This is a genomic window from Chishuiella sp. (assembly GCF_032109125.1).
Classification (GTDB): domain Bacteria; phylum Bacteroidota; class Bacteroidia; order Flavobacteriales; family Weeksellaceae; genus Empedobacter.
This window is the reverse complement of record NZ_DAMCLZ010000022.1, coordinates 1-19,735: the sequence shown is the minus strand read 5'-3', so window position 1 is coordinate 19,735 and position 19,735 is coordinate 1. Positions and strand designations below refer to the sequence as shown.

The window sequence follows — 19,735 nt, the reverse complement described above, 5'->3', positions numbered from 1 at the left end:
TATATGTAATTCTTTACTAATCATTCTAATTTGAGGAAGATTAAGTTTTCTTACTCCTGAAAAAATAACGTTATTTTTCAATTTTACTTAAATGTATACGTATTGTATACATTTTAAAAACATAAATTTCATAAAACACTCAAAAACAATGGATTAAAAACACCACTTGGTGTTCCCTCTCGCTGGAAAAAAGCCTTTAAAAAAATCTCTTCATTTTTGATTTTTTTCCTGGTATAAAAAAACATATCTACATATGTTTTTAAGACCTTTTTTTGAAAATCATGTTATAATAAACTTCTAAATGAATTTCATAATCTTCAATTATTTATTCAATTTTCTAATTAAGATTTGAATGTTTTTTTTTATAAAATTAATTGAAAATAAGTACTCTCCTTTATTTTATTTATTTCTACTACAATTTTCACTATTTCCTAAAAAACTGCTCTAAAAATTTCAAAAAAAAGTTTCAAAATTTTATTGAAATTGTCTATTTTTTTTTGATCCTGAAAAAATAACGTTATTTTTCAATTTTACTTAAATGTATACAAATTGCATACTTGTAAACATCTAAAAATCAAACGAATAATTTAAATTTTAATTAAAATGTATACGTATTGTATACATTTTAAAAACATGAATTTAATAAAACACTCAAAACTAATGGATTACGAATGGCAATCGCTGTTCCCTCTCGCTGAAAAAAAACCTTTAAAAAAAGCTATTAATTTTTTAATTTTCTCCTGGTCTAAAAAAAACATATGTAGATATGTTTTTAACACCTTTTTTGAAAAAAAGGCAAGCAGTATTTTTTCTCTGTTTTGTTAAAAACCGTGGGGACAAATACACATCTTGCACTCTTAAAAACACCCTTTCTTAAATTTCTATTTTAGTATAAAAAAGAAATGTTTCAAAATTTTTTTGATTCATTTTTTTTTATGTTTTTTTCAAAATCGTGTTAGAATAAAATTTATGATTAATTATTACTAAAAAGACATTATTGATTTTTTGTCAGATAAGCATATCTACATATGAGCATATGAGCATATGAACATATCTACATATATTTTTTTAAAAATTTTAAAGGTATTTTGATAAAAATCAATGTTTGACGAATATTTTGTAAAATATCCTCTTAAAAACGCAAAAAAAACAACATCTATCGCCCTGCCCTATTGTGAACTTCATTCAGCTTTTTTTTCCACTCTAACGAAAACAAAAAGGATTCAAGCTAACGTTTAAAAATAATTTTTCATAGAATAAAATAAATCGTTTTAATTTTATAATTGTTTATGAATATTATTTGCAATAATCTGTGCTGAATTTTTGATATAAATATCATACTCATATTTATTTTCTTTTAAAATGGAGTGTCTCAAAATAGCTTCAATGGCATAAGCTTCATGATATTTGAATGAAACAGTAAATAATTTATCGTTTTTACGCTCTGTAATGGCTTTTCTCATGAGTTTACTATGAATATCATCAGAAATAGACAAAACGACCTTAAACGCTAAATTTTGGGGTTTAAATTGATCTTCATATTGTTTTAAAATCTGCAGAATAGCATTTAGGTTATCAATATTGATTTTAATTTTAATTTTTTGCATTGTAATAAATACTAAAAAAGACCTCCCAAATAGTAAGGAGATCTTCAGTTGATAGCTTTCAAACTTACGTTATACATAAATTTGTTTCAAATATAAAAAAAATCGCCCCCTGGTGCGCATAAAAAAGTCCCGTCAAATTGTTTTTGTTTTTCCATTTTAATGAAAACAGTACGTTTCAAAAGAGCTCCATAAAATCGATTTTTCAAAGAAAAATGATTCCTTATAAACTTAAAAAACACAATGTTTTTGTATTTAAATATACATAACTTACTATACATTACTTACCGATATTTTTATTCACTTTCTATTTAACTGTATTAAAGTGGTTTGTGGTTGTTTTAATACTTTTAATTATTACTTTTGGAATGGTTTACTATTACTTTTAGAATGGTTTTAGTTTAACTAATTATTACTTTTAGAATGTCTACTATTACTTTTGTTTTTAAAAGTAATAGTTTGTATATTTACATTCATCAAGTAATAGTTTATATATTTTAACCAATGAAGATAACTAATAAAGAGGTTTTACAATCATACATTTTGACAACAGCAAAATATGATTATTCTGTATATGAAAAGCGGATATTATATAGAATAATTGAAATTCTCCAATATCTAATTGAAGGAAAAAAATTAAATGAAAAATATAGTATCCAAATTACAACTCAAAATGATTATGATTTTCAAATTCCATTAAGTAGTATTTTAGTAAATGAGAAAGATGAAAATTATACTAGAATAAAAAATGCTTTTAAGTCTCTTCAAAAAAAAATAATCGAATATGAAGATAATAAAACTTGGTCTTCTTTAAATTTGATTGAACGTCCAGAAATAACAAAAAATGGAGGAAATTCCTATGCTTCATTTAGAGTTTCTCCAATGATAGCAGAATGCTTCATGGATTTCTCAAAAGGTTTCAGAAAGTATGAGTTGAAAGTTGCAATGGAATTTGAGAGTGAATATTCAATGAGATTCTATGAATTATTATCAAATAAAAAAACTCCTATCAATTATTCTATCGAAAATTTAAAAGAAATTTTTGGCCTTGGGAATAAATATAAATTAACCGCTAACTTTATAAATAAAGTTATAGTGCCTGCAAAAAAAGAATTAGACTCAAGGAGTCCATATACTTTCCATTATGAAGTAATCAAAACAGGAAGAAAAATAACATCAATCCATTTTGTTCCAATTTATCAACCACAATTTGAAGATGAAAATCTTAAAAAGCAAAGATTAAATAAACAAATGTCAAATAAATGGTTTATCCCAAAAAACATTTATGACTTCCTAATTCATAATTTTAATTTTACAGATAAAGAGCTAAATAATAATTTGAACTTATTTGAAAATCTCTATAATAATATGACTGAAGAATCTCTATTAGATTTTCTTGTTGATATTCGATTTTTTGCTTCAAATGCAGATAATCCAAAAGGATTTATTATTGGTTCTCTAAAGAAAAAAGCTGAACAAATTTTTGAACAAAAATACGGTATAAATAACAAGTAGATTTAAAAATCTACTTGTTAAAATATTTTTCCTCAATTGCTGAATTTATAAGTTCTTTTATACTTACTCCATTCTGAACAGAAAGTAATTTTAATTGTTTCAATTTCTCTGTTGGAATATAAACCGAAAATAACGTTTCTATTTTCTTCTCTTTTATCGGAACAACTTTCTGAATTGATGTCTTTTTTTCTGTTTGTTTAACCTCATTAATTAAACTAGTAATATCTTGTTTTGTCATTTATATAAATATTAAATTATATATTTATATAATTACATAAAAATATAATTATATAAATCTAATTGATTGATAATGTAAGTACTTCTTTCGTTAGGTTGTCAATTTGTTTCTGAGCTTTATTATTTTCTTCTACTCCATTCACTAAAATAGATCTCGAAAAAGCAACTAAATCAGAAATCATATTTTTTGAAACTTTTATATCATAATCTCCTAAATGAGATTTTATTTCATCAGTCAAAGTTGTATTTGGTTTTACCATGTTAAATACAATTAAAGCTTTATTTCCATTGTTTGATTCTTCTACAATTTCTATTGTAGATTTTATTGCAAGTAAATCTAATATCCCAGCCTTTGTTGGAATGATAATTACATTTGCTAAATCACATAATTCCTTCAATTGATTTGTCAAATAAGGAGGTGTATCAATAAAAATAAAATCATAATCTGATTTTAATAACTCCTTTAATTTCGAAGCTTCATAAATTGGAACTTCAGACGCCTTTTTTATATTTAATAAAGAACCTTGTTCGTCTAAATCTACCAAACATACTTTAGCACTTTCTCTAATATTTGCTGCCAAATTAAAAGCTAATGTAGATTTACCTACTCCTCCTTTCTGATGCGTTACAAGAATTACTTTTGCCATTCTTTTATATAATTATATAATTATTCAAATATATAAATAAATAATTATATAAAAATATAATTTTATAACAATGATATATAAATTATATACTTTCCTTAAATAGGTATTTTGTAGAACACAACCTCTTAATAAACTTTAAATTAAAATATTGTTAAAGCTAAACTTCTATTTTTAGATGAAATGAGAAAAAGTTAAATTTGTATTTAAATAGATTTATTATGAATACAAAAGAAACGAAAAAAGCAACTTCTCTAAGACTAAATAGAGGTCTTTATTCAAAAATAGAAGAGCTTGCTAAAAAAGAGAATAGAAGTATAAGTAACTTATTAGAAACCATTATTTCTGAAGCTTTAAATTATAACGAACCTAATAAAGAAACTAAAGAGGCTATAAAAGAGCTTAAAGAGGGAAAAGGAGTTAATTTTAGTAGTATTGACGAATTATTTAAAAGCATATAAATATGTTTAAAATCGTTGCTTCTAATAAATTTTTAAAAGATTTGAAATTACTCAAAAAACGTAGTCATTCAGATTTTATTCTTTTACAAATCTTTTTAAACAATCTTGCTGAACAAGGAAATAAGGGGATTAGTAAAAAACATAAACCTCACAAATTAAAAGGAGAATATAAAGGTTATTGGGAATGCCATATAAAACCTGATTTACTATTAATATGGAATGAAGATACTGAGATAATGCTTTTAGAGTTAGTTAGAACTGGTACTCATTCAGATCTCTTCAAGTAAATCTATATTTTATTAATTTTTGACCGTTTTGGATATGCAGTTCCAACCGAAAAATACAGCTTGTAGGAGCTTTCCAAAGCTAAAATCATTTATCCAAAACGGCACTCTCACAATATCAGTAATTTAACTCATTTCAAAAAGGTGTATAATAAGAATTATGTTAAGTAACAGTTATGAAAAAAAATCTATCTTATTGATATTTATTTATAGATAAAATTGTTAATTCTGTTTTTTTTTACGAATCGTAGACTGACCCCTTTCTTAGTGTTTTCATATTAGATTTTTTTATAGTTATATTTACTAATATAGTAAATATATATTATGAAAAAAATAAAAAGCACAAAATCAACATATGTTAAATCGCTGAATTTGATATATATAGTTGTTAATCCTATTGTTTTTATAGGAATTTTTAATAAGTATGGTATAATAGAAGCTACTATTTTAATTTCTATAATGATGATAGTTTTTGCCTATTTATATAGTATTTCATTAAAATATATTATAAAAACAGATAAAGAATTGATACTAATAAAAGGTTTTTCAAAGATTGTAATACCTTATAATAATATCAAAGAAATTAATCCTTTAAAAGGAAGTGTTGTTAAAATTACTTTTGGCTCAAAAGGTATTTTTGGTTTTAATGGAATAGCAATGGAAGGTAAAAACTGTTTCATAAATGACTTAAATAAAATAGTTTTAATAAAAACTATAGGTGAAGATTTTTTAATAAGTTGTGATAATTTAAATGAGTTAACAAAAAAAGTGTGAGTCGACGAAAAATATAAATAATTGAAATAATGTTAAATAAATTAATATAAGATTAGGAGGAAAAAACATCTTATAATCAATAAATTTTAATATATTAAAAATATAGATCAAAAGTATGCAGAGGGTTCTCCTTATGGAACAAATGAATCTTGGAGTATTTTTTAGTGTAGCTTTATAAATCAGTATAAGGCTCAAATAAAAATAGGTCGAAAAATCACAGGTATTCAATTTATACCTGTTTATCAACCACAATTTGAAGATGATGAGATAAAAAAACAACGTTTAAATAAGCAGATGTCAAACCAATGGTTTATTCCAAAAAATGTAGAAGACTATTTGAAATACAATTTTGATTATACAGATAAAGAATTAAAAAATAACTTAAACTTATTTGAAAATTTATTTATTAGGTTTTAAAAAAACAGGATTGTATTATTATTACGAAATAAATAGTCCTACAGACTCAACAGAATTTGAATATTTTCTACTGTTCAAAAAAATGATAAATTAAATAAACTATAGAAATTTCTATAACACGTTTTATGCTGGGGTCAGTCGACGAAAGGGAAAAAATAGCACGTTAACAATTTAATCTATTTACATTAGTATTATTAATAGATTAAATTTATACATTTTTAATAAAAACACCTTAAAAATCAATTCAATACACTTAATTTAAGTTATTAGTATCTATAAAAAGAGTTAAATTATTATTTTATAATTATTTAAATAATATTGGAATTAAATAATTACAAAACATTGATTGTTAGCGGTTTATTTTGTTATAAATCTGCTTAACGTGCTATTTTTTTCGAATCGTCGACTGACCCCAACTTGTAAAATAGTAAGTTTTAAACTCTATTCTTTATTAATTTGTCTGTGAATGAACTTTAGAAAGACAAGCTTCTTTATAATCTAAAATATTAGCATCAAATAAAGTGTTTAAATATTCTTTAATTTTATCATATTTTATATTGAAAGGAACATCAATTGCTAAAATTTTTTGTTCATACATTCCCTCCCAATAACATCCGAATGATTCTATTTCTCTTATCATGCTTTTTACAAACTCATCTTTAAAAAAAACAATTTGTATCGTGCTATTCTCAGACGTTTCTACTAATTCATCAAAGTATAAAACTCCGTCATCATCTTCTACTTTTATAATGTCATCATATGCTATATTTGGAGCAAAAAATGGAATATTTTTAATTTGATATAAATTATTACCATGAGATTCAATCCATAAATTTTCTTCAGAAATATTATTTTCTACATCATAAAAAGTAATAATTACTTTATTTTTCATAATCTTTAATGTTTTTTAAGTTTTCAGCTTCTACAGAAAACTTGTCCATTGTCATGGGTTCCACTTCCTCCAGATCTTTTTCTTTCTATATTAGGTCAATCGATGATTCGTGAAAAAAACAGGGTTGACAATTTTATCTATAAATAAGCATTACTAAAATAAATATTTTTTTTATAACTCTTACTTAACATAATACAGGTTATAGTAACAATATAAAAAGTATATACGATATATATTAAAAATCCACGACCTATTTTAGATCGTGGATTTTTATATTCTATAATAATGATTATGTTAATTGGAATAATAGAACGTAATTAATCTAATTCTATAAAATTTTGTACCTTATTTTTTGTAAAAACTTTAAATGAAATAGTATGTAAAACGTAACTTATTGGTAAAAATATAGTCAACATCCAATAGTTATTATAAATATCTATTAATACAAATATTATAAAAATGAGGATAAGACTTGTAGATATTGCTAATTGTAATTTTTTATTAATATATATATATTTTAATGGATATATACTTGGTATAACTAATAGGGAAATTAAAATGTCAAAAACATAAATTGGATTAATAATTAGAGTTCCTACTATAATAGGACTTATAAATTTTAAAGCATCATATATGAATGAAAGCTCATTTTTTATTATATATTCTTTATTTGTATATTTTGAAAAAATAAAATATATAATTTTTTCATTTTTGGAAGTAATATCAAATAATATATAAATTATACCTACAAGTGCTATAATATATAAATTTCTATTATCTACTATTATCCCTTGATATACTAGGTAATAAGTTATTATTATAAGAAGATAAATGTATTTGTTTTTTCTTAATTGAGTCTTTAGTAAAACACTTAATGGTTGTAAAAAAGATTTAAAAATTGTAGTGTTTGTCTTATTCCTATAAAATGTAAATAATAAAATAATTCCTATTATAGAATATAAGCTATAGAAATATTTTTCCTTAACACTAACTATTATTAGTAATGAATTAACTATCAATAAATCTATGATACAAATAAAAAACACTATGGTATTATTAAATATTAGTTTCAAGAGGTTTATATCTTTTCTGTTATTTATATAAGCTGAAAAAGTTAAACTGCATAATATTATAAAATATGGAATCAAATTTAGCATTGGAAATGATGAAAACTCTCCTATAAATATTTTATAAATTGCAAATAAGAAGATAATTAATGAGATATAAAAAGCTGATGAATCTTTAAAAGTCAATTCTCTTAGTCTATTGGTATAAATAACCTTTAGAGTCCAAAATATTTTTTCAATCATTTTTTTTGAAGATTATAATATAATTGACTTGAATCTATTTCTATTATTTTTTTATCGTTTACAAAAAAAATATTATCTAAAAATGGTTGAATAACCTCTAAAATATGAGAAGAAACAAAAACAATATTACATTTAGCTAATTGTTTTAACTTCTCGATTAATATATAATTACTTTCTATATCTAATCCATTAAAAGGCTCATCAAAAATATAGATATTGTAATCATCAAATTGTAATATAGTATTGATATATGCCTTTTTTAATGTTCCCGTAGACATTGATTTTAAAATAATATTATCATCAATATCAAACAAATTATCAGGATTTATATTTGTTTTTTTGCCAGAAACTTTCTGATAGAATTTATAAAATTCTTTTGCAGTTAGATATTCATAAACAATTGGTTCAGTATCTATGTAAGCAACTAGATCTGATGTTAATTTTGAATTATTCAAATTTATTTCACCTATAAAAGATTTTATTCCAGCTAATGATTTTAAAAATGTACTTTTTCCTTGTCCATTTTTTCCAAATACACCATAAATTCCGAATTGATTAATGTTTATAGATATATTCTCTAGAACGACTTTTTTAGAACCATAATTTATTTCTTTTATTTCTATATTTAGATCTATAGGATTCATTTAGGGTTTATTTGTAAATATAGAATGTATTAATAAATAATCAAGTGTATATTAAATAAATCTATAACAACTGTTATGTAAAATATAATATCAATTATATTTCGCAGCTATATTGCTTAAAATACAATTTTTTATATCCTTAAAATTTATTAACTTTGTATCTAAGTGAATACAAAAATAAATGTACTTTATTGAAAAAACTACTGATTTTGATAAATGGTTTCGAAAGTTAAAAGACTTACGAGCAAAGGCTAAAATTTTAGTTCGAATTCAAAAATTAGAAAAAGAAGAACACTTTGGAGATTGTGAACCTGTTGGTAATGGTATTAGAGAATTAAAAATCAACTATGCAAAAGGTTATAGAGTATATTTCAAAGAAATAGACGGTAAAATAGTAATTCTGCTTATCGGAGGTGATAAATCTTCTCAACAAAAAGATATCGAGAAAGCTAAGGAAATCTGGGATAAATTAAAAAAATAAAGCAATATGGAAACATCAAAATTTGATATAGCTGACTATCTAGATAGTAATGAAATGATTGCTGAATATTTAAATGCAATCTTAGAAGATGGTGATGAAAATGAAATCATCACTGCTCTTGGAAACATTGCAAAAGCAATTGGAATGACAAAAATAGCAGAAGAAACAGGTCTTAGTCGTCCTAGTTTATACAAAGCCTTATCTGATGGGGCAAAACCTCAATTTGGAACTATAATGAAAGTTTTAAAAGCTGTTGGAGGACAAATACAAGTCAATTCTATTCATGCTTAATAAAGAATATAAAACCTCCTAATGGAGGTTTTTTTAGTTCTATAATAACCATTATGTAAAGTAATGAGGAGTCTAAATTTAATTTATATATAAAATCTTTTACATTCGTAAAAATATCCATTTTTTAAACACTGTTTTTAGTGAAAATTTAACAGAAGAGAATATCTTTATATTCTCTTTTTTTATATTAAAACATATGTATAAATTTTTAATTTTTTATTTATTTTCATTTTATTTATATGGTCAAGATACTATTTCATTAGAAACAGCAATTGTGAAAAAGAATATAGATATCTTATCTACTTTAAAGAGTGTAAAAAAAAATATCGATAAAAATTATAAGACAGGTGATTTTGTTTTTTTAGATTCTAAGTTTTTATCTGAAAAAAATAAGGATACTATTTTGTATTTTGATGGAATTATTAATTTTAATCCAAATTATAGGAATAATGATATTTTTACTTCAAAAGTATGCTTTGAAAGAAAAAAAAATATAGACATTAATCAATTAATTGATTGGTTTCCTTACAAAGTAGGAAAACCTAATGATTTATCAATAAACCCTCCTTATAACAAGGAGATTCCTTTCTTTTTAAATAACATTATTTATTTTATAGGGATAGAAAACATTCCTATATTTAGGAATATAAAAGACTTTACATATAGTTATTCTTTTTTAAAAGGAAGAACATTAAAAATTGATTTTTATTCAAACAACTTAAAATACCCTTATAAAGGGTATATAATACTAGATAATAATACTTATGCTATTTTAGAATCTTATTACACAAATTATGAACCTTTTTATGTTAATGAATTAGTAATAAAAAATTTTAAAAGAAGGAAGGACTTAGAGACTCCATATCTCATTAAGAAAATAGAAATTAGTTCAAAGTATTCTAAAAAAAATGAAATAGATAAATATTCTTTGAGTAATTTAGATACGTTTGTTTTTTTCGAAGAAAAAGATAATACTAAATATAATTCTTATTCCATTATAAAATCTATTACTCCTCCTCTAAATTGTCAAAATAAATCAATTAATTTAAGGTTTATAGATCCTTTTTTTGACAAAAAAAAATAAGATGAAGAAAGTTTATTTACCAATATTAATACTACTTTTAAGTTTGTTTATTTTTTCTTCCATAAATATTTTATTTTAATTTTATTATTGTATCTAATTTATCTTTAAAGCCAGTACTTATAACTATAGTTCCATTATTTTTTATATTTCCTTTTTCATTAAAAGTTCTTTCTTTAATAATTTGATATGTCAAAGTTGTAATTGAATTATATAAAAAAAATATTTTTTTATAAAAATTTCGTAAATGATAATATTAAACTGTACTATAATAAATTCTATTTAAAAATTAACATAATTGATATTCTATAATAAGCATTATGTTAAGTAAATTTTTTAATATATCTTATGATATTTATTTTAATAAGTAACTGTTATTATGTTATTTGTATGTATTATTTTTATTTAATTATTAATTTTGTAGCATAAAATACATAGATGAATAAAATTTTACTATCAGCTTGCTTACTAGTTGCAAGTTTTGTTAATGCTCAAGAAGTGTCAGAACCTGAATTTGTTGGAGAAACAATATTATTAAAAATAGATAACACAACAACTCCATTAGAAAAAGAATTAACACAAAATAGAACTGTTGCTTCCACTGGTTTACTTTTATCTGGAATTGGAAAAGTAAGAAGTCAAGTACAAATAGAGGGATGTTGTGCAGAGGTTAAAATAGGAAAAAATGACGATGTTAAATTCATAATAAGAGCTGTTGATAATAACACAGATCCTTTGTCAATTATTAAAGTTTTTAAATTTGAACAAAAGAAAAAATATCGTAGAGCTGAAATGTCTGCTACAAGTAATTTCGGGTCTTCAAAAAGTAATAATTTAGATTACATTTCTTTTTCAGGGAAGAAATATGGAGAAAGCTCTTATTTAATTAAATTAAATTCATCAGAACTAGAACCAGGAGAGTATGGAATAACTATTTCAAATCCTAATAGCTTAGATCAAAAACAAACTGTTATATCTACTTTTGCAGTAAAATAAATATATTTTATTCGAAACTTATAACAACTGTTATGTAAAATACAAACCTCCATTTGGAGGCTTTATTTTTATTCTCTAGAGTTCCGTTAACTTCGATTTGGTAGAACTGAATTATGTTTAAGAGAGATATCATCTTCAAATAAGGGTGATTTATTCGTTTTTAAATTAATTTTAATTCTTACAAAAAACTTATACCTTTGTTAAAGTTAACTTATAAGTTAACTTTTATTTTGAACTTTAAATATTTATGGATAATTTAGCCAAACTAATTTATGTTTCTCATTACGATAAAGTAATTTATTATTCGATTGAAATAATTGAATCTAGAGAACATGAGATAACATCGCCTAGTACATTATTTGATGAATTTATTGCAGAGAATAAAATAAATAAGGAAAAATTACAACATATTTTAGATTGGATTGAAGAGATTGGTGACAAGTATGGAGCTAAACAACAATTCTTTAGAAATGAAAAAAAAGCTTCCGCCTTACCGCCAGATACACAATTACCTTTAGAACCTTATTACTATGAGCAAGGGAAGAAAAAAGGGAATAATTTAAGATTGTATTGTATCCGAATAAATGAACACGTGGTAATTTTGTTGAATGGGGGAATTAAATCAACAAAAAAAGCACAAGATTGTCCAAACGTTAGTGCAAGTTTCGAATTGGCAAATAAATTGGCAAAAGCCATAGAGAAATCCTTACATAAAAATGACATTGAATGGTCAGATGAGGAGTTAGATATTTTTTATGATGAAAATTTAGAAATCAACTTTTAATATGAAAATTTCTAGACGCAAATTGCATCAAGAGAACGAGGCAATTAAAAAAGAAAACCCAATTAGAAATTGGCTTGCAGAGAACGCAGATCCAGTGATTACTAAAACGGTTAAAAAAAACTTAGCAATCGCTAATAGGATTGGAGAAGTTTTAGAAAAAAAACAACTTAAACCAATCGATTTAGCAACGAGATTAGGAAAAAATAAATCTGAAATTAGTAAATGGTTAAGTGGGCAACATAATTTTACAACGAAAACAATTTGTAAAATTGAAGTTGCTTTAGAATGTGATTTAATTTCAGTTGATCCTATATATCTTACAGCTAAAATTTATCACAATAAGCCTATTTCTAATGATGGGTTTATTGAAAGTAAGTATTATACTGAACAAGAAATGGTTGTAAATGGTTAATCCTGCGTTAATACATTTATTGGATATTAATCCAGTAGAAATTCAAAACAATATTTCAAAAGATAATTTTAATATTAACGAAGTAGGTATTGCTCATAATATGATGCATAATCTAGAAGAGAATAATATTAAAATTTTTTTAAGTCTTGCATTATTTGATGAAAAGGAAGAAATTATTCTAAAATCAGATTATAATTTTATTTATAAGGTTGATAATCTTGAAGAAAATTATAAAATTAATGATGAAGGTGAAACAGTTTTTAATGCAACACTTGTAAAAACTCTTTTAGGAATGTCATATTCCACATTAAGAGGTATTATCTTCAATGAATTTATTACTGTAGACAAAATCATTATACCAATTATTGATCCTCAACTAATTTTAGAAAATAGAATTAAAATAACATAAAAAAATACTATTAAAATGTCCCGAAAGTGAAAGTCTTTATGGGACATTTTTATGTATTATAATAACCTTTATGTTTAGTAAGAGTTGTAAAAAAAATATTTATTATAGGAATATTCAAATTTTGTCATAAAAATAGTGATAACGCTCTACGGGTTAAATATATATTAATCTATTATGGTACAATTTATAAAAATTCCTAAATTAGATAAATAGTTGCAAAATATTCCTTTTATTATTGATAAGGAAAAAGCAAACATTCTATTTTTAGGGAATATGTCAGCAGGCTTTCCATTGCCTACATCTGACTTTGAAGAAAATAGAATTGTTTAGATGAATTATCATTAAGTAAACCGAATTCTACTTATCTAAATAGAGTAGTTGACGACGTACAATTATAAAATACGTTCTAAAATATTTAGAAAAGTATTAAATCAAAAAAAAATATAAACTTTCAAAACATGTTAAATTATATGTCAACTAATTATATTAATGATTTAAAATTAAAAGAAGAAATATTCCCTATTTTTAATTATTGTTTAAACGATTTATCTAAATATAAATTATATAATTTATTAGATACTCCTTTAAAAAATATTGAAGATATTTATATAAGGCAGAATATAATAAAAGGTTTTATATTAAATTCTAATTTATTAAAAGATTATAAGTATTCAAAAATTTACTTTCATCAAGTTTATGAATTCTTATTGAATTTTTCTGATGAAGATTTAGATATATCTAAAACATCTCTCTTTTTTTCTCTTAAATTGAAATCAGAAATTCAATCAAAATTCAATCAAATTATTAATATTTTTAATAAAATAGAATTCTTTTTAAAGAAAATAAATTTAGATCAATACCCTGTTGTATATAGAAAAGAAATTTTAACTATGTTAAATTTCATATCATATTTTAATTTAAAAAGCTTTAAAAATAATAATTTAAATATTTTAGTTTCTTTATCCAAAAAAATACGTGATAAAAAAGATGAATTTAAACATTTTTTTGATTTATTAATACAATTTGAAGTATATATATCCCTTTCAATATCAATAATGAACAACAATTTTGTCTTTCCTACTTTTTCAAAAAAAGACATTAATTTAGAGGGGCTATATCATCCTTTACTTAAGGATCCTATTTCAAATAATATTATTTTTAATAAAAATGTAATTATTCTTACAGGTCCAAATATGTCTGGTAAATCAACTTTTTTAAAAAGTATTTTTATCAGTATTTATTTAGGACATCTAGGTTTAGGAATTCCTGCAAAAAAAGCCTCTTATCCTTTTTTTGATTACTTTTCAATTTCTTTAAATTCTAATGATGATCTAAAAAAAGGATATAGTCATTTCATGAACGAAATTATTTTACTAAAAAATTCTTTAATTAATGCTAATAATGGAATGAAATGTTTTATAGTATTTGACGAGATTTTTAATGGGACTAATATAGATGATGCTTTTAAAATAAGTTCGCAAACGATAAAAGGTTTATTAGGTTTTACAAATTGTTTTTCTATTATCTCAACTCATATACAAATTCTAAATCAAATTGACGAAATAAAAAATAATAATACAGACAATTATTATATAGATTCATCTCTTATAGATAAACAACCTATTTTTTCATACAAATTAAAAAAAGGATGGTCTGATTTAAAAATAGGTGCTATTTTATTCGAAAAAGAGGGAATTAAAGCTTTATTAGAAAAGAATAGCTAGATTGGGTTCAACTGTACAAAAGTATAGTAATACTTATAACAGTTTTTATGTTAAGTGGAATATTTTAATGAAAAGTATTTCGTTTACTCCTAAAATATAAATGATCATTATTTAAAATATCCCTTTATTAAAATTGAAGTAGATATTCTTTAATCATTATTTTAATTTAACCTTACGGTTTTCCATATTTTTTAAAAAAAAATAAGATATATATTCACAATTATTAATCATCTAATTCTAGATTAATTAAAATTTATTACATGAAAAAAATGGATTTATCGCAAATGGAAAATTTGCAAGGAGGATGGGGTAAAACAGAATGGTGTCTTACTGCTGTTATTATTGGAGTAGGAGGTGCTATGATGACAGGAGTAGGTGCACCTGTAGGAGTAGCAGCTATGGCTGGAGCAGCAGCTGCTTTAGGCTGTTAGTTATCAAACAAGGAATGGATAAAAACATTCCTTGTTTATTCTTTTATAAATAAAAAATTAAATGGAAAATTCAATAAAAACACGATTGACATTCAATAGTAAATTTGTTATTATTATAATAAATTTTGCAGTCTTTGCCCTATTATTAGGGGTTATGACAAATATTCATTTAGATAAAAATATTATTATGACTATAATTTTATTATTTTTTATAGTTAATTCTTTATTATTATTATTTTTTATTAATTGGGTATTAAATAGATTTGGATTTAATGAATTTTATTTAAAGAATGATATTATAGGTGTTGATGTTTTAAATTTTATATCAAAAGAATTAAATATTTCTATTCAAAATATTGAGGGAAATATATTTTATACTTCTTACAATCAAAAAATAATATTAGGAAATACAAGAATAAAAGATGTTTTTTTTATTATAGAGGGAAAGAGAATTTTCTTAAATATTCAAAATAGAGATGACTCTATTTTTATTTATAATGAAGATATTACAACAAAAAAAATTAAGAAAATATTAACTGACTCTTCTCAAAGAATGATCGTGAAAAATTATTAAAGTGTAAGTATTATTTATAAATAGTACTTACACTTTAATAATTTTTCACTTTACTCTTCTTTTTTTAAGAAGAGTAAAACAGCATACTTTATAATTATGAAACTACATTATACTTATAACATCTTATTTATTTTAGTTATAACTATTTTGATGAGTTATTTTTATAGTAACTATATTGAAACAGATATATTATTAAGAAGTTATTTTTCGGATAAATATTCAAATGAAATAATTAACAATTATTTTGAGAATAAAAACAGGTGGAAATTTTTGTCTTATATTTTAATACCAATTGTGATTATTTTAAAAATACTAATTATTAGTTATACAATTCAAATAGTATCAACATTGGTTTTCATTGATGAAAACAGAAAATTTAAATTACGAAATATTTTAGAAGCCGTTTCTAATGCAGAATGGGTAAGTGTTGCATCTACTTTGTTGAAATTAACATATTTCATGTTTTTAGAAAAATTTTCTTTAGAAGATTTATCAAATTTTGAATTTTATTCTCTTAAAACAATTTTCAGCGAAATACAACTTTATCCTTGGCAAGAATATCCATTGAAAGCTATGGATGTATGGACAATTGTTTATTTAGGAATTTTAATTTTTTATGTGAAAGATTCCTTGAAATTAAACTATTCTAAAGCTATTCAAATTTCTTTATTATCTTATTTACCTTGGTTATTTGTGTGGATAATTTTAATTATGTATTTATTAGTTAACCTTTCATAAAATGAAAAAGTATATTATTATCACTATATGTATTATCATAGTAGGAAGTTCTCTTTTGTTATTCAAAAAAATAATAGAAGTAGATAAACATAACGAACAAAAAAGTCATGTTGAAAGTTTTAGATATCTAACACTAAAAGAAAAAAATGAAACATTTAACTTAAACAATATACAGAATACACTTTTTATTTATTTCAATTCAAAATGCGAATATTGTCAAATAAAAGCAAGAGATATTTTAGAAAATAAAGAGCTTATAAAAAAATACGAATTATTTTTTATTTCTGACGAAGAAGTTAATGAAATTACGAAATTCTCAAAAGAATGGAAACTAGATGATGAAAAAAATATTCACTTTTTAAAAGATGTAAATCATTCATTTAAAAATCAATTTAATATAAAATATATTCCATCTATTGTTTTTTACAACATAAATAATGTTGTCTTCTATAAAGGAAGTTATTCTATAAAATATATACTAAATGAAACTTACAAAAAAAATAATTCATAGAATACGAAAAAAAAAGGTGGTACAACAAGATTCTTCAGATTGTGGAATTGCTTGTCTAAGCTCTATTCTTAAATTTTATTCCATAAATAATAGTATAGAAGAATTAAGAAATACAAGTGGAACGACACAACAAGGAACTAATTTTTTGGGATTGCAACAAGCTGCAAAGCAATATGGATTAGAATGTGAGGGTTTTATAGGAGATATAGAAGCTCTAAAAATTGTAAATAAATTTACAATCTTACACTGTAATCTAGAAGGAAATATTCAACATTTTATTTTATTATATGGGTATGATAAATCAAAAGGTTTTTTTGTTTTAGACCCAACAAAAAATGTAAGCTATGTAAGCGAAGATTATATTTCATCTATATGGAAAACAAAAGCTTGTTTGGTTTTTGAAGATACTGAAATAAATACAAAAAATGATACAAGGGAATTTAAAACTACTTTAAAATGGTTAAAAGATAATATTTATCCTGATAAACATTTTTTGATATTTGCTATTTTTTTAGGTATACTGAATTCCATTTTAGGAGTTGCTATGTCAATTTTTTCGCAGAAGGTAATTGATGAAATTCTACCATCAAAAAATTATAATAAATTATTTTGGTCTATTGCTTTACTTTTTATCATTCTTAATTTAAAATCGTTCTTCAATTTATTTCAACAATTTTTATTGGCAATACAATCAAAAGAACTCAATAATAGATTGAATAAATCTTATTTTAAAAATATGTTATTTCTTCCTCTAAATTTTTTTGAATCTAGAAAAATAGGAGATATTATAACAAGATTGAATGATTCAGAAAAAATAACTTCTTTTGTAAAAATGCTAATTTCTAGCTTTTTTAATGATGTTTTTACAATCCTAGTTTCTATATACGTTATTTTCTATTATTCAACAGTAATAGGCTATGTTTCACTTATATTAATACCTTTGATATTTTCATGTATTTATTGTTTCAATAAAAAAATATCAGAGCTACAGTATTTATCTATTGTAAATAATTCATTAAGAGAATCAAATTATATTTCAACAATAAAAAATATCATTGAAATTCTTCTAAATAATAAACAAAATAACTTTAGTGAAAAGAACAGAAAGATTAATGAAACCTATTTGAAAAGTAATTTAAAACTTAATTTTCTCAATATAAAAATACAATCTTATGTATCTGCAATTAGTTCATTTTCAATTATCGTTATTATCTCTTTGGCTTGTTTTTTTATTATAGAAAATAAATTAGAATTAGGTAAGTTAATTGCATTAATTGGAATTTCATCCTCTTTATTACTTTCAACTATTAACATAGCTTTGGTAATAATTCCTATTAATGAAACAAAAATAATCTTAAAGCGAATTATCGAATTTGAAAGTATAAATAAAGAATTCAACCCTAAAGACCGAATATCAGATATAAATATAGAATCTATTAAAATAGAAAATGTATCGTTTGGTTATCCTGGAAGTAAATATTTATTAGAAAAAATTTCTTTAAAGATAGAAAAAGGAAATATAATAGGTTTATTAGGAAATAGTGGAAACGGAAAAACAACATTATCAAAAATATTATTAGGTTTTTATAAACCTAGTGAGGGTGAAGTTATTATTAATAATGAAAAATCTATCAATCAACTAAATATCTTTGATTATAGAAATAAAATAGGATATCTATCACAAGAAATCGAAATTTTTAATGGAACTATTTTATATAATATTACTTTAGGAGAAGAGGTCAGTCAAGATAAAATTAATGAAATTTTATCTTATCCTATTTTTATTATTTTTTTACAAAAGTTTAATAATGGATTATATACAATTTTAGGAGAAAATGGAGTAAACCTTTCTGGAGGACAAAAACAATTACTATCATTTTGTAGAATTTTATACAAAAATCCTGATTTTATTATTTTAGATGAACCTACAGCTTCTTTAGATAAGAAAATTGAAAAAGATTTTAGCGAATTAATTGTTAAAATAAAACATAAGTATCTGATACTTTTTATCTCTCATGATGAAAATTTATTAAAACAGATAACTTCTAATATTTTCATATTAGAAAATAAAATGATAAAATATTTTAATGAAATAGGAGTAACTAAAAAAATGGAAAAAGTATAACCATAATTTTAAGTACATTAATAAATACTTTTTAAGATTGTTTTTTTTACATCTGATTTACTGGTTACTTTACCCATAATTTAAAACAATTCCTCATTTTATAATAATCTTTATATTTATAAATAAACCCTAAATGAGTCCTATAGATCTAAATATATAAATAAAAGAAATAAATTATGGTTTTCAAAAAGTGCCGGATTGGATAAGTGAAATTGATTCTGAGACTTCTCTACAAAGCGCATTTTTACGTTTAAACTGCATATCCAAAACGGTCAAAATAAAGCCTTAGTATTTAAAATACTAAGGCTTTATTTTTAATACTCTTGAACTAAAACATCTGGGGATATATGTAATTCTTTACTAATCATTCTAATTTGAGGAAGATTAAGTTTTCTT

Annotated in this window: 22 protein-coding genes; 17 read left to right on the top strand and 5 right to left on the bottom strand. The window is 22.8% G+C overall.

The genetic code is table 11. The features are described from left to right. Positions 1–1,277: 1,277 nt before the first annotated feature. Positions 1,278–1,607, bottom strand: coding sequence for a hypothetical protein (locus RT575_RS15175; protein WP_313581992.1), 330 nt, complete (start codon positions 1,605–1,607; stop codon positions 1,278–1,280). Positions 1,608–2,108: 501 nt separating this feature from the next. On the opposite strand from RT575_RS15175, the gene RT575_RS15170 reads away from it, so the two are divergent. Then, positions 2,109–3,119 carry a replication initiation protein gene (locus RT575_RS15170; protein WP_313581990.1) on the top strand — a complete coding sequence of 337 codons (1,011 nt, stop codon included), beginning with the start codon at positions 2,109–2,111 and terminating at the stop codon, positions 3,117–3,119. Positions 3,120–3,129: 10 nt separating this feature from the next. On the opposite strand, the gene RT575_RS15165 is transcribed toward RT575_RS15170, so the two are convergent. Together RT575_RS15165 and RT575_RS15160 are read right to left on the bottom strand one after the other, a co-directional pair. Next, positions 3,130–3,357 carry a hypothetical protein gene (locus RT575_RS15165; protein WP_313581988.1) on the bottom strand — a complete coding sequence of 76 codons (228 nt, stop codon included), beginning with the start codon at positions 3,355–3,357 and terminating at the stop codon, positions 3,130–3,132. A 58-nt stretch (positions 3,358–3,415) separates the two neighbouring features. Then, positions 3,416–4,003 carry a ParA family protein gene (locus RT575_RS15160; RefSeq protein WP_313581986.1) on the bottom strand — a complete coding sequence of 196 codons (588 nt, stop codon included), beginning with the start codon at positions 4,001–4,003 and terminating at the stop codon, positions 3,416–3,418. A gap of 218 nt (positions 4,004–4,221) precedes the next feature. Between RT575_RS15160 and RT575_RS15155 the strand changes: the two genes are divergently transcribed. From RT575_RS15155 to RT575_RS15145, 3 genes are all read left to right on the top strand, one after another. After that, positions 4,222–4,461: a ribbon-helix-helix protein, CopG family gene (locus RT575_RS15155; RefSeq protein WP_313376937.1), complete on the top strand. Its 240-nt coding sequence runs from the start codon at positions 4,222–4,224 to the stop codon at positions 4,459–4,461. A 2-nt stretch (positions 4,462–4,463) separates the two neighbouring features. After that, a complete protein-coding gene (locus RT575_RS15150) occupies positions 4,464–4,748 on the top strand; it encodes a type II toxin-antitoxin system YafQ family toxin (RefSeq protein WP_313376936.1) in 285 nt (94 codons plus the stop codon). Between the two features lie 321 nt (positions 4,749–5,069). Next, entirely contained in the window at positions 5,070–5,519 is a 450-nt protein-coding gene (locus tag RT575_RS15145) for a PH domain-containing protein (RefSeq protein WP_313581985.1), read from the top strand. Positions 5,520–6,387: 868 nt separating this feature from the next. Here RT575_RS15145 and RT575_RS15140 read toward each other — a convergent pair. Further along, positions 6,388–6,828, bottom strand: coding sequence for a DUF4265 domain-containing protein (locus RT575_RS15140; RefSeq protein WP_313581984.1), 441 nt, complete (start codon positions 6,826–6,828; stop codon positions 6,388–6,390). Between the two features lie 1,306 nt (positions 6,829–8,134). Then, positions 8,135–8,782 (bottom strand): ATP-binding cassette domain-containing protein, encoded by a 648-nt coding sequence (locus tag RT575_RS15135; protein WP_313581982.1) that lies wholly within the window; start codon positions 8,780–8,782, stop codon positions 8,135–8,137. Between the two features lie 181 nt (positions 8,783–8,963). Here RT575_RS15135 and RT575_RS15130 point away from each other — a divergent pair, with 181 nt between their 5' ends. From RT575_RS15130 to RT575_RS15070, 13 genes are all read left to right on the top strand, one after another. Then, positions 8,964–9,263 (top strand): type II toxin-antitoxin system RelE/ParE family toxin, encoded by a 300-nt coding sequence (locus tag RT575_RS15130; RefSeq protein WP_313581980.1) that lies wholly within the window; start codon positions 8,964–8,966, stop codon positions 9,261–9,263. A gap of 6 nt (positions 9,264–9,269) precedes the next feature. Then, positions 9,270–9,554: an addiction module antidote protein gene (locus tag RT575_RS15125; protein ID WP_313581978.1), complete on the top strand. Its 285-nt coding sequence runs from the start codon at positions 9,270–9,272 to the stop codon at positions 9,552–9,554. Positions 9,555–9,750: 196 nt separating this feature from the next. Further along, the gene (locus RT575_RS15120; protein ID WP_313387095.1) at positions 9,751–10,638 is read left to right on the top strand and encodes a hypothetical protein; all 888 of its coding nucleotides are present in this window, start codon (positions 9,751–9,753) and stop codon (positions 10,636–10,638) included. Between the two features lie 435 nt (positions 10,639–11,073). Next, on the top strand, positions 11,074–11,631 hold the full coding sequence (locus RT575_RS15115; protein WP_313387094.1) for a hypothetical protein: 558 nt from the start codon (positions 11,074–11,076) through the stop codon (positions 11,629–11,631). Positions 11,632–11,878: 247 nt separating this feature from the next. Next, entirely contained in the window at positions 11,879–12,415 is a 537-nt protein-coding gene (locus tag RT575_RS15110) for a hypothetical protein (protein ID WP_313581976.1), read from the top strand. A 1-nt stretch (position 12,416) separates the two neighbouring features. Then, positions 12,417–12,827 carry a helix-turn-helix transcriptional regulator gene (locus RT575_RS15105; protein ID WP_313581974.1) on the top strand — a complete coding sequence of 137 codons (411 nt, stop codon included), beginning with the start codon at positions 12,417–12,419 and terminating at the stop codon, positions 12,825–12,827. Next, positions 12,820–13,236: a hypothetical protein gene (locus RT575_RS15100; protein WP_313581972.1), complete on the top strand. Its 417-nt coding sequence runs from the start codon at positions 12,820–12,822 to the stop codon at positions 13,234–13,236. Before RT575_RS15105 ends, RT575_RS15100 begins: the two co-directional genes overlap by 8 nt. Before the next feature lie 470 nt (positions 13,237–13,706). Next, positions 13,707–14,960: a MutS-related protein gene (locus tag RT575_RS15095; RefSeq protein WP_313581970.1), complete on the top strand. Its 1,254-nt coding sequence runs from the start codon at positions 13,707–13,709 to the stop codon at positions 14,958–14,960. 260 nt (positions 14,961–15,220) lie between these two features. Then, on the top strand, positions 15,221–15,391 hold the full coding sequence (locus RT575_RS15090; RefSeq protein WP_313581968.1) for a hypothetical protein: 171 nt from the start codon (positions 15,221–15,223) through the stop codon (positions 15,389–15,391). Positions 15,392–15,452: 61 nt separating this feature from the next. After that, positions 15,453–15,965: a hypothetical protein gene (locus tag RT575_RS15085; protein ID WP_313581966.1), complete on the top strand. Its 513-nt coding sequence runs from the start codon at positions 15,453–15,455 to the stop codon at positions 15,963–15,965. 96 nt (positions 15,966–16,061) lie between these two features. Beyond that, positions 16,062–16,703 carry a hypothetical protein gene (locus tag RT575_RS15080; protein ID WP_313581965.1) on the top strand — a complete coding sequence of 214 codons (642 nt, stop codon included), beginning with the start codon at positions 16,062–16,064 and terminating at the stop codon, positions 16,701–16,703. 1 nt (position 16,704) lies between these two features. Next, entirely contained in the window at positions 16,705–17,214 is a 510-nt protein-coding gene (locus RT575_RS15075) for a hypothetical protein (RefSeq protein WP_313581963.1), read from the top strand. Next, positions 17,186–19,339 carry a peptidase domain-containing ABC transporter gene (locus RT575_RS15070; RefSeq protein ID WP_313581961.1) on the top strand — a complete coding sequence of 718 codons (2,154 nt, stop codon included), beginning with the start codon at positions 17,186–17,188 and terminating at the stop codon, positions 19,337–19,339. The genes RT575_RS15075 and RT575_RS15070 overlap by 29 nt, the downstream gene beginning before the upstream one ends. Positions 19,340–19,735 lie beyond the last annotated feature (396 nt).

What these genes read in the sequence shown, in the direction of transcription:
- RT575_RS15105 (WP_313581974.1), top strand. Translation starts at nt 12,417, where the DNA reads ATGAAAATTTCTAGACGCAAATTGCATCAAGAGAACGAGGCAATTAAA.
- RT575_RS15155 (WP_313376937.1), top strand. Translation starts at nt 4,222, where the DNA reads ATGAATACAAAAGAAACGAAAAAAGCAACTTCTCTAAGACTAAATAGA.
- RT575_RS15130 (WP_313581980.1), top strand. Translation starts at nt 8,964, where the DNA reads ATGTACTTTATTGAAAAAACTACTGATTTTGATAAATGGTTTCGAAAG.
- RT575_RS15115 (WP_313387094.1), top strand. Translation starts at nt 11,074, where the DNA reads ATGAATAAAATTTTACTATCAGCTTGCTTACTAGTTGCAAGTTTTGTT.
- RT575_RS15080 (WP_313581965.1), top strand. Translation starts at nt 16,062, where the DNA reads ATGAAACTACATTATACTTATAACATCTTATTTATTTTAGTTATAACT.
- RT575_RS15160 (WP_313581986.1), bottom strand. Translation starts at nt 4,003, where the DNA reads ATGGCAAAAGTAATTCTTGTAACGCATCAGAAAGGAGGAGTAGGTAAA.
- RT575_RS15175 (WP_313581992.1), bottom strand. Translation starts at nt 1,607, where the DNA reads ATGCAAAAAATTAAAATTAAAATCAATATTGATAACCTAAATGCTATT.
- RT575_RS15135 (WP_313581982.1), bottom strand. Translation starts at nt 8,782, where the DNA reads ATGAATCCTATAGATCTAAATATAGAAATAAAAGAAATAAATTATGGT.
- RT575_RS15110 (WP_313581976.1), top strand. Translation starts at nt 11,879, where the DNA reads ATGGATAATTTAGCCAAACTAATTTATGTTTCTCATTACGATAAAGTA.
- RT575_RS15100 (WP_313581972.1), top strand. Translation starts at nt 12,820, where the DNA reads ATGGTTAATCCTGCGTTAATACATTTATTGGATATTAATCCAGTAGAA.
- RT575_RS15090 (WP_313581968.1), top strand. Translation starts at nt 15,221, where the DNA reads ATGAAAAAAATGGATTTATCGCAAATGGAAAATTTGCAAGGAGGATGG.
- RT575_RS15120 (WP_313387095.1), top strand. Translation starts at nt 9,751, where the DNA reads ATGTATAAATTTTTAATTTTTTATTTATTTTCATTTTATTTATATGGT.
- RT575_RS15165 (WP_313581988.1), bottom strand. Translation starts at nt 3,357, where the DNA reads ATGACAAAACAAGATATTACTAGTTTAATTAATGAGGTTAAACAAACA.
- RT575_RS15125 (WP_313581978.1), top strand. Translation starts at nt 9,270, where the DNA reads ATGGAAACATCAAAATTTGATATAGCTGACTATCTAGATAGTAATGAA.
- RT575_RS15150 (WP_313376936.1), top strand. Translation starts at nt 4,464, where the DNA reads ATGTTTAAAATCGTTGCTTCTAATAAATTTTTAAAAGATTTGAAATTA.
- RT575_RS15070 (WP_313581961.1), top strand. Translation starts at nt 17,186, where the DNA reads ATGAAACTTACAAAAAAAATAATTCATAGAATACGAAAAAAAAAGGTG.
- RT575_RS15140 (WP_313581984.1), bottom strand. Translation starts at nt 6,828, where the DNA reads ATGAAAAATAAAGTAATTATTACTTTTTATGATGTAGAAAATAATATT.
- RT575_RS15145 (WP_313581985.1), top strand. Translation starts at nt 5,070, where the DNA reads ATGAAAAAAATAAAAAGCACAAAATCAACATATGTTAAATCGCTGAAT.
- RT575_RS15095 (WP_313581970.1), top strand. Translation starts at nt 13,707, where the DNA reads ATGTCAACTAATTATATTAATGATTTAAAATTAAAAGAAGAAATATTC.
- RT575_RS15170 (WP_313581990.1), top strand. Translation starts at nt 2,109, where the DNA reads ATGAAGATAACTAATAAAGAGGTTTTACAATCATACATTTTGACAACA.
- RT575_RS15085 (WP_313581966.1), top strand. Translation starts at nt 15,453, where the DNA reads ATGGAAAATTCAATAAAAACACGATTGACATTCAATAGTAAATTTGTT.
- RT575_RS15075 (WP_313581963.1), top strand. Translation starts at nt 16,705, where the DNA reads ATGAAAAAGTATATTATTATCACTATATGTATTATCATAGTAGGAAGT.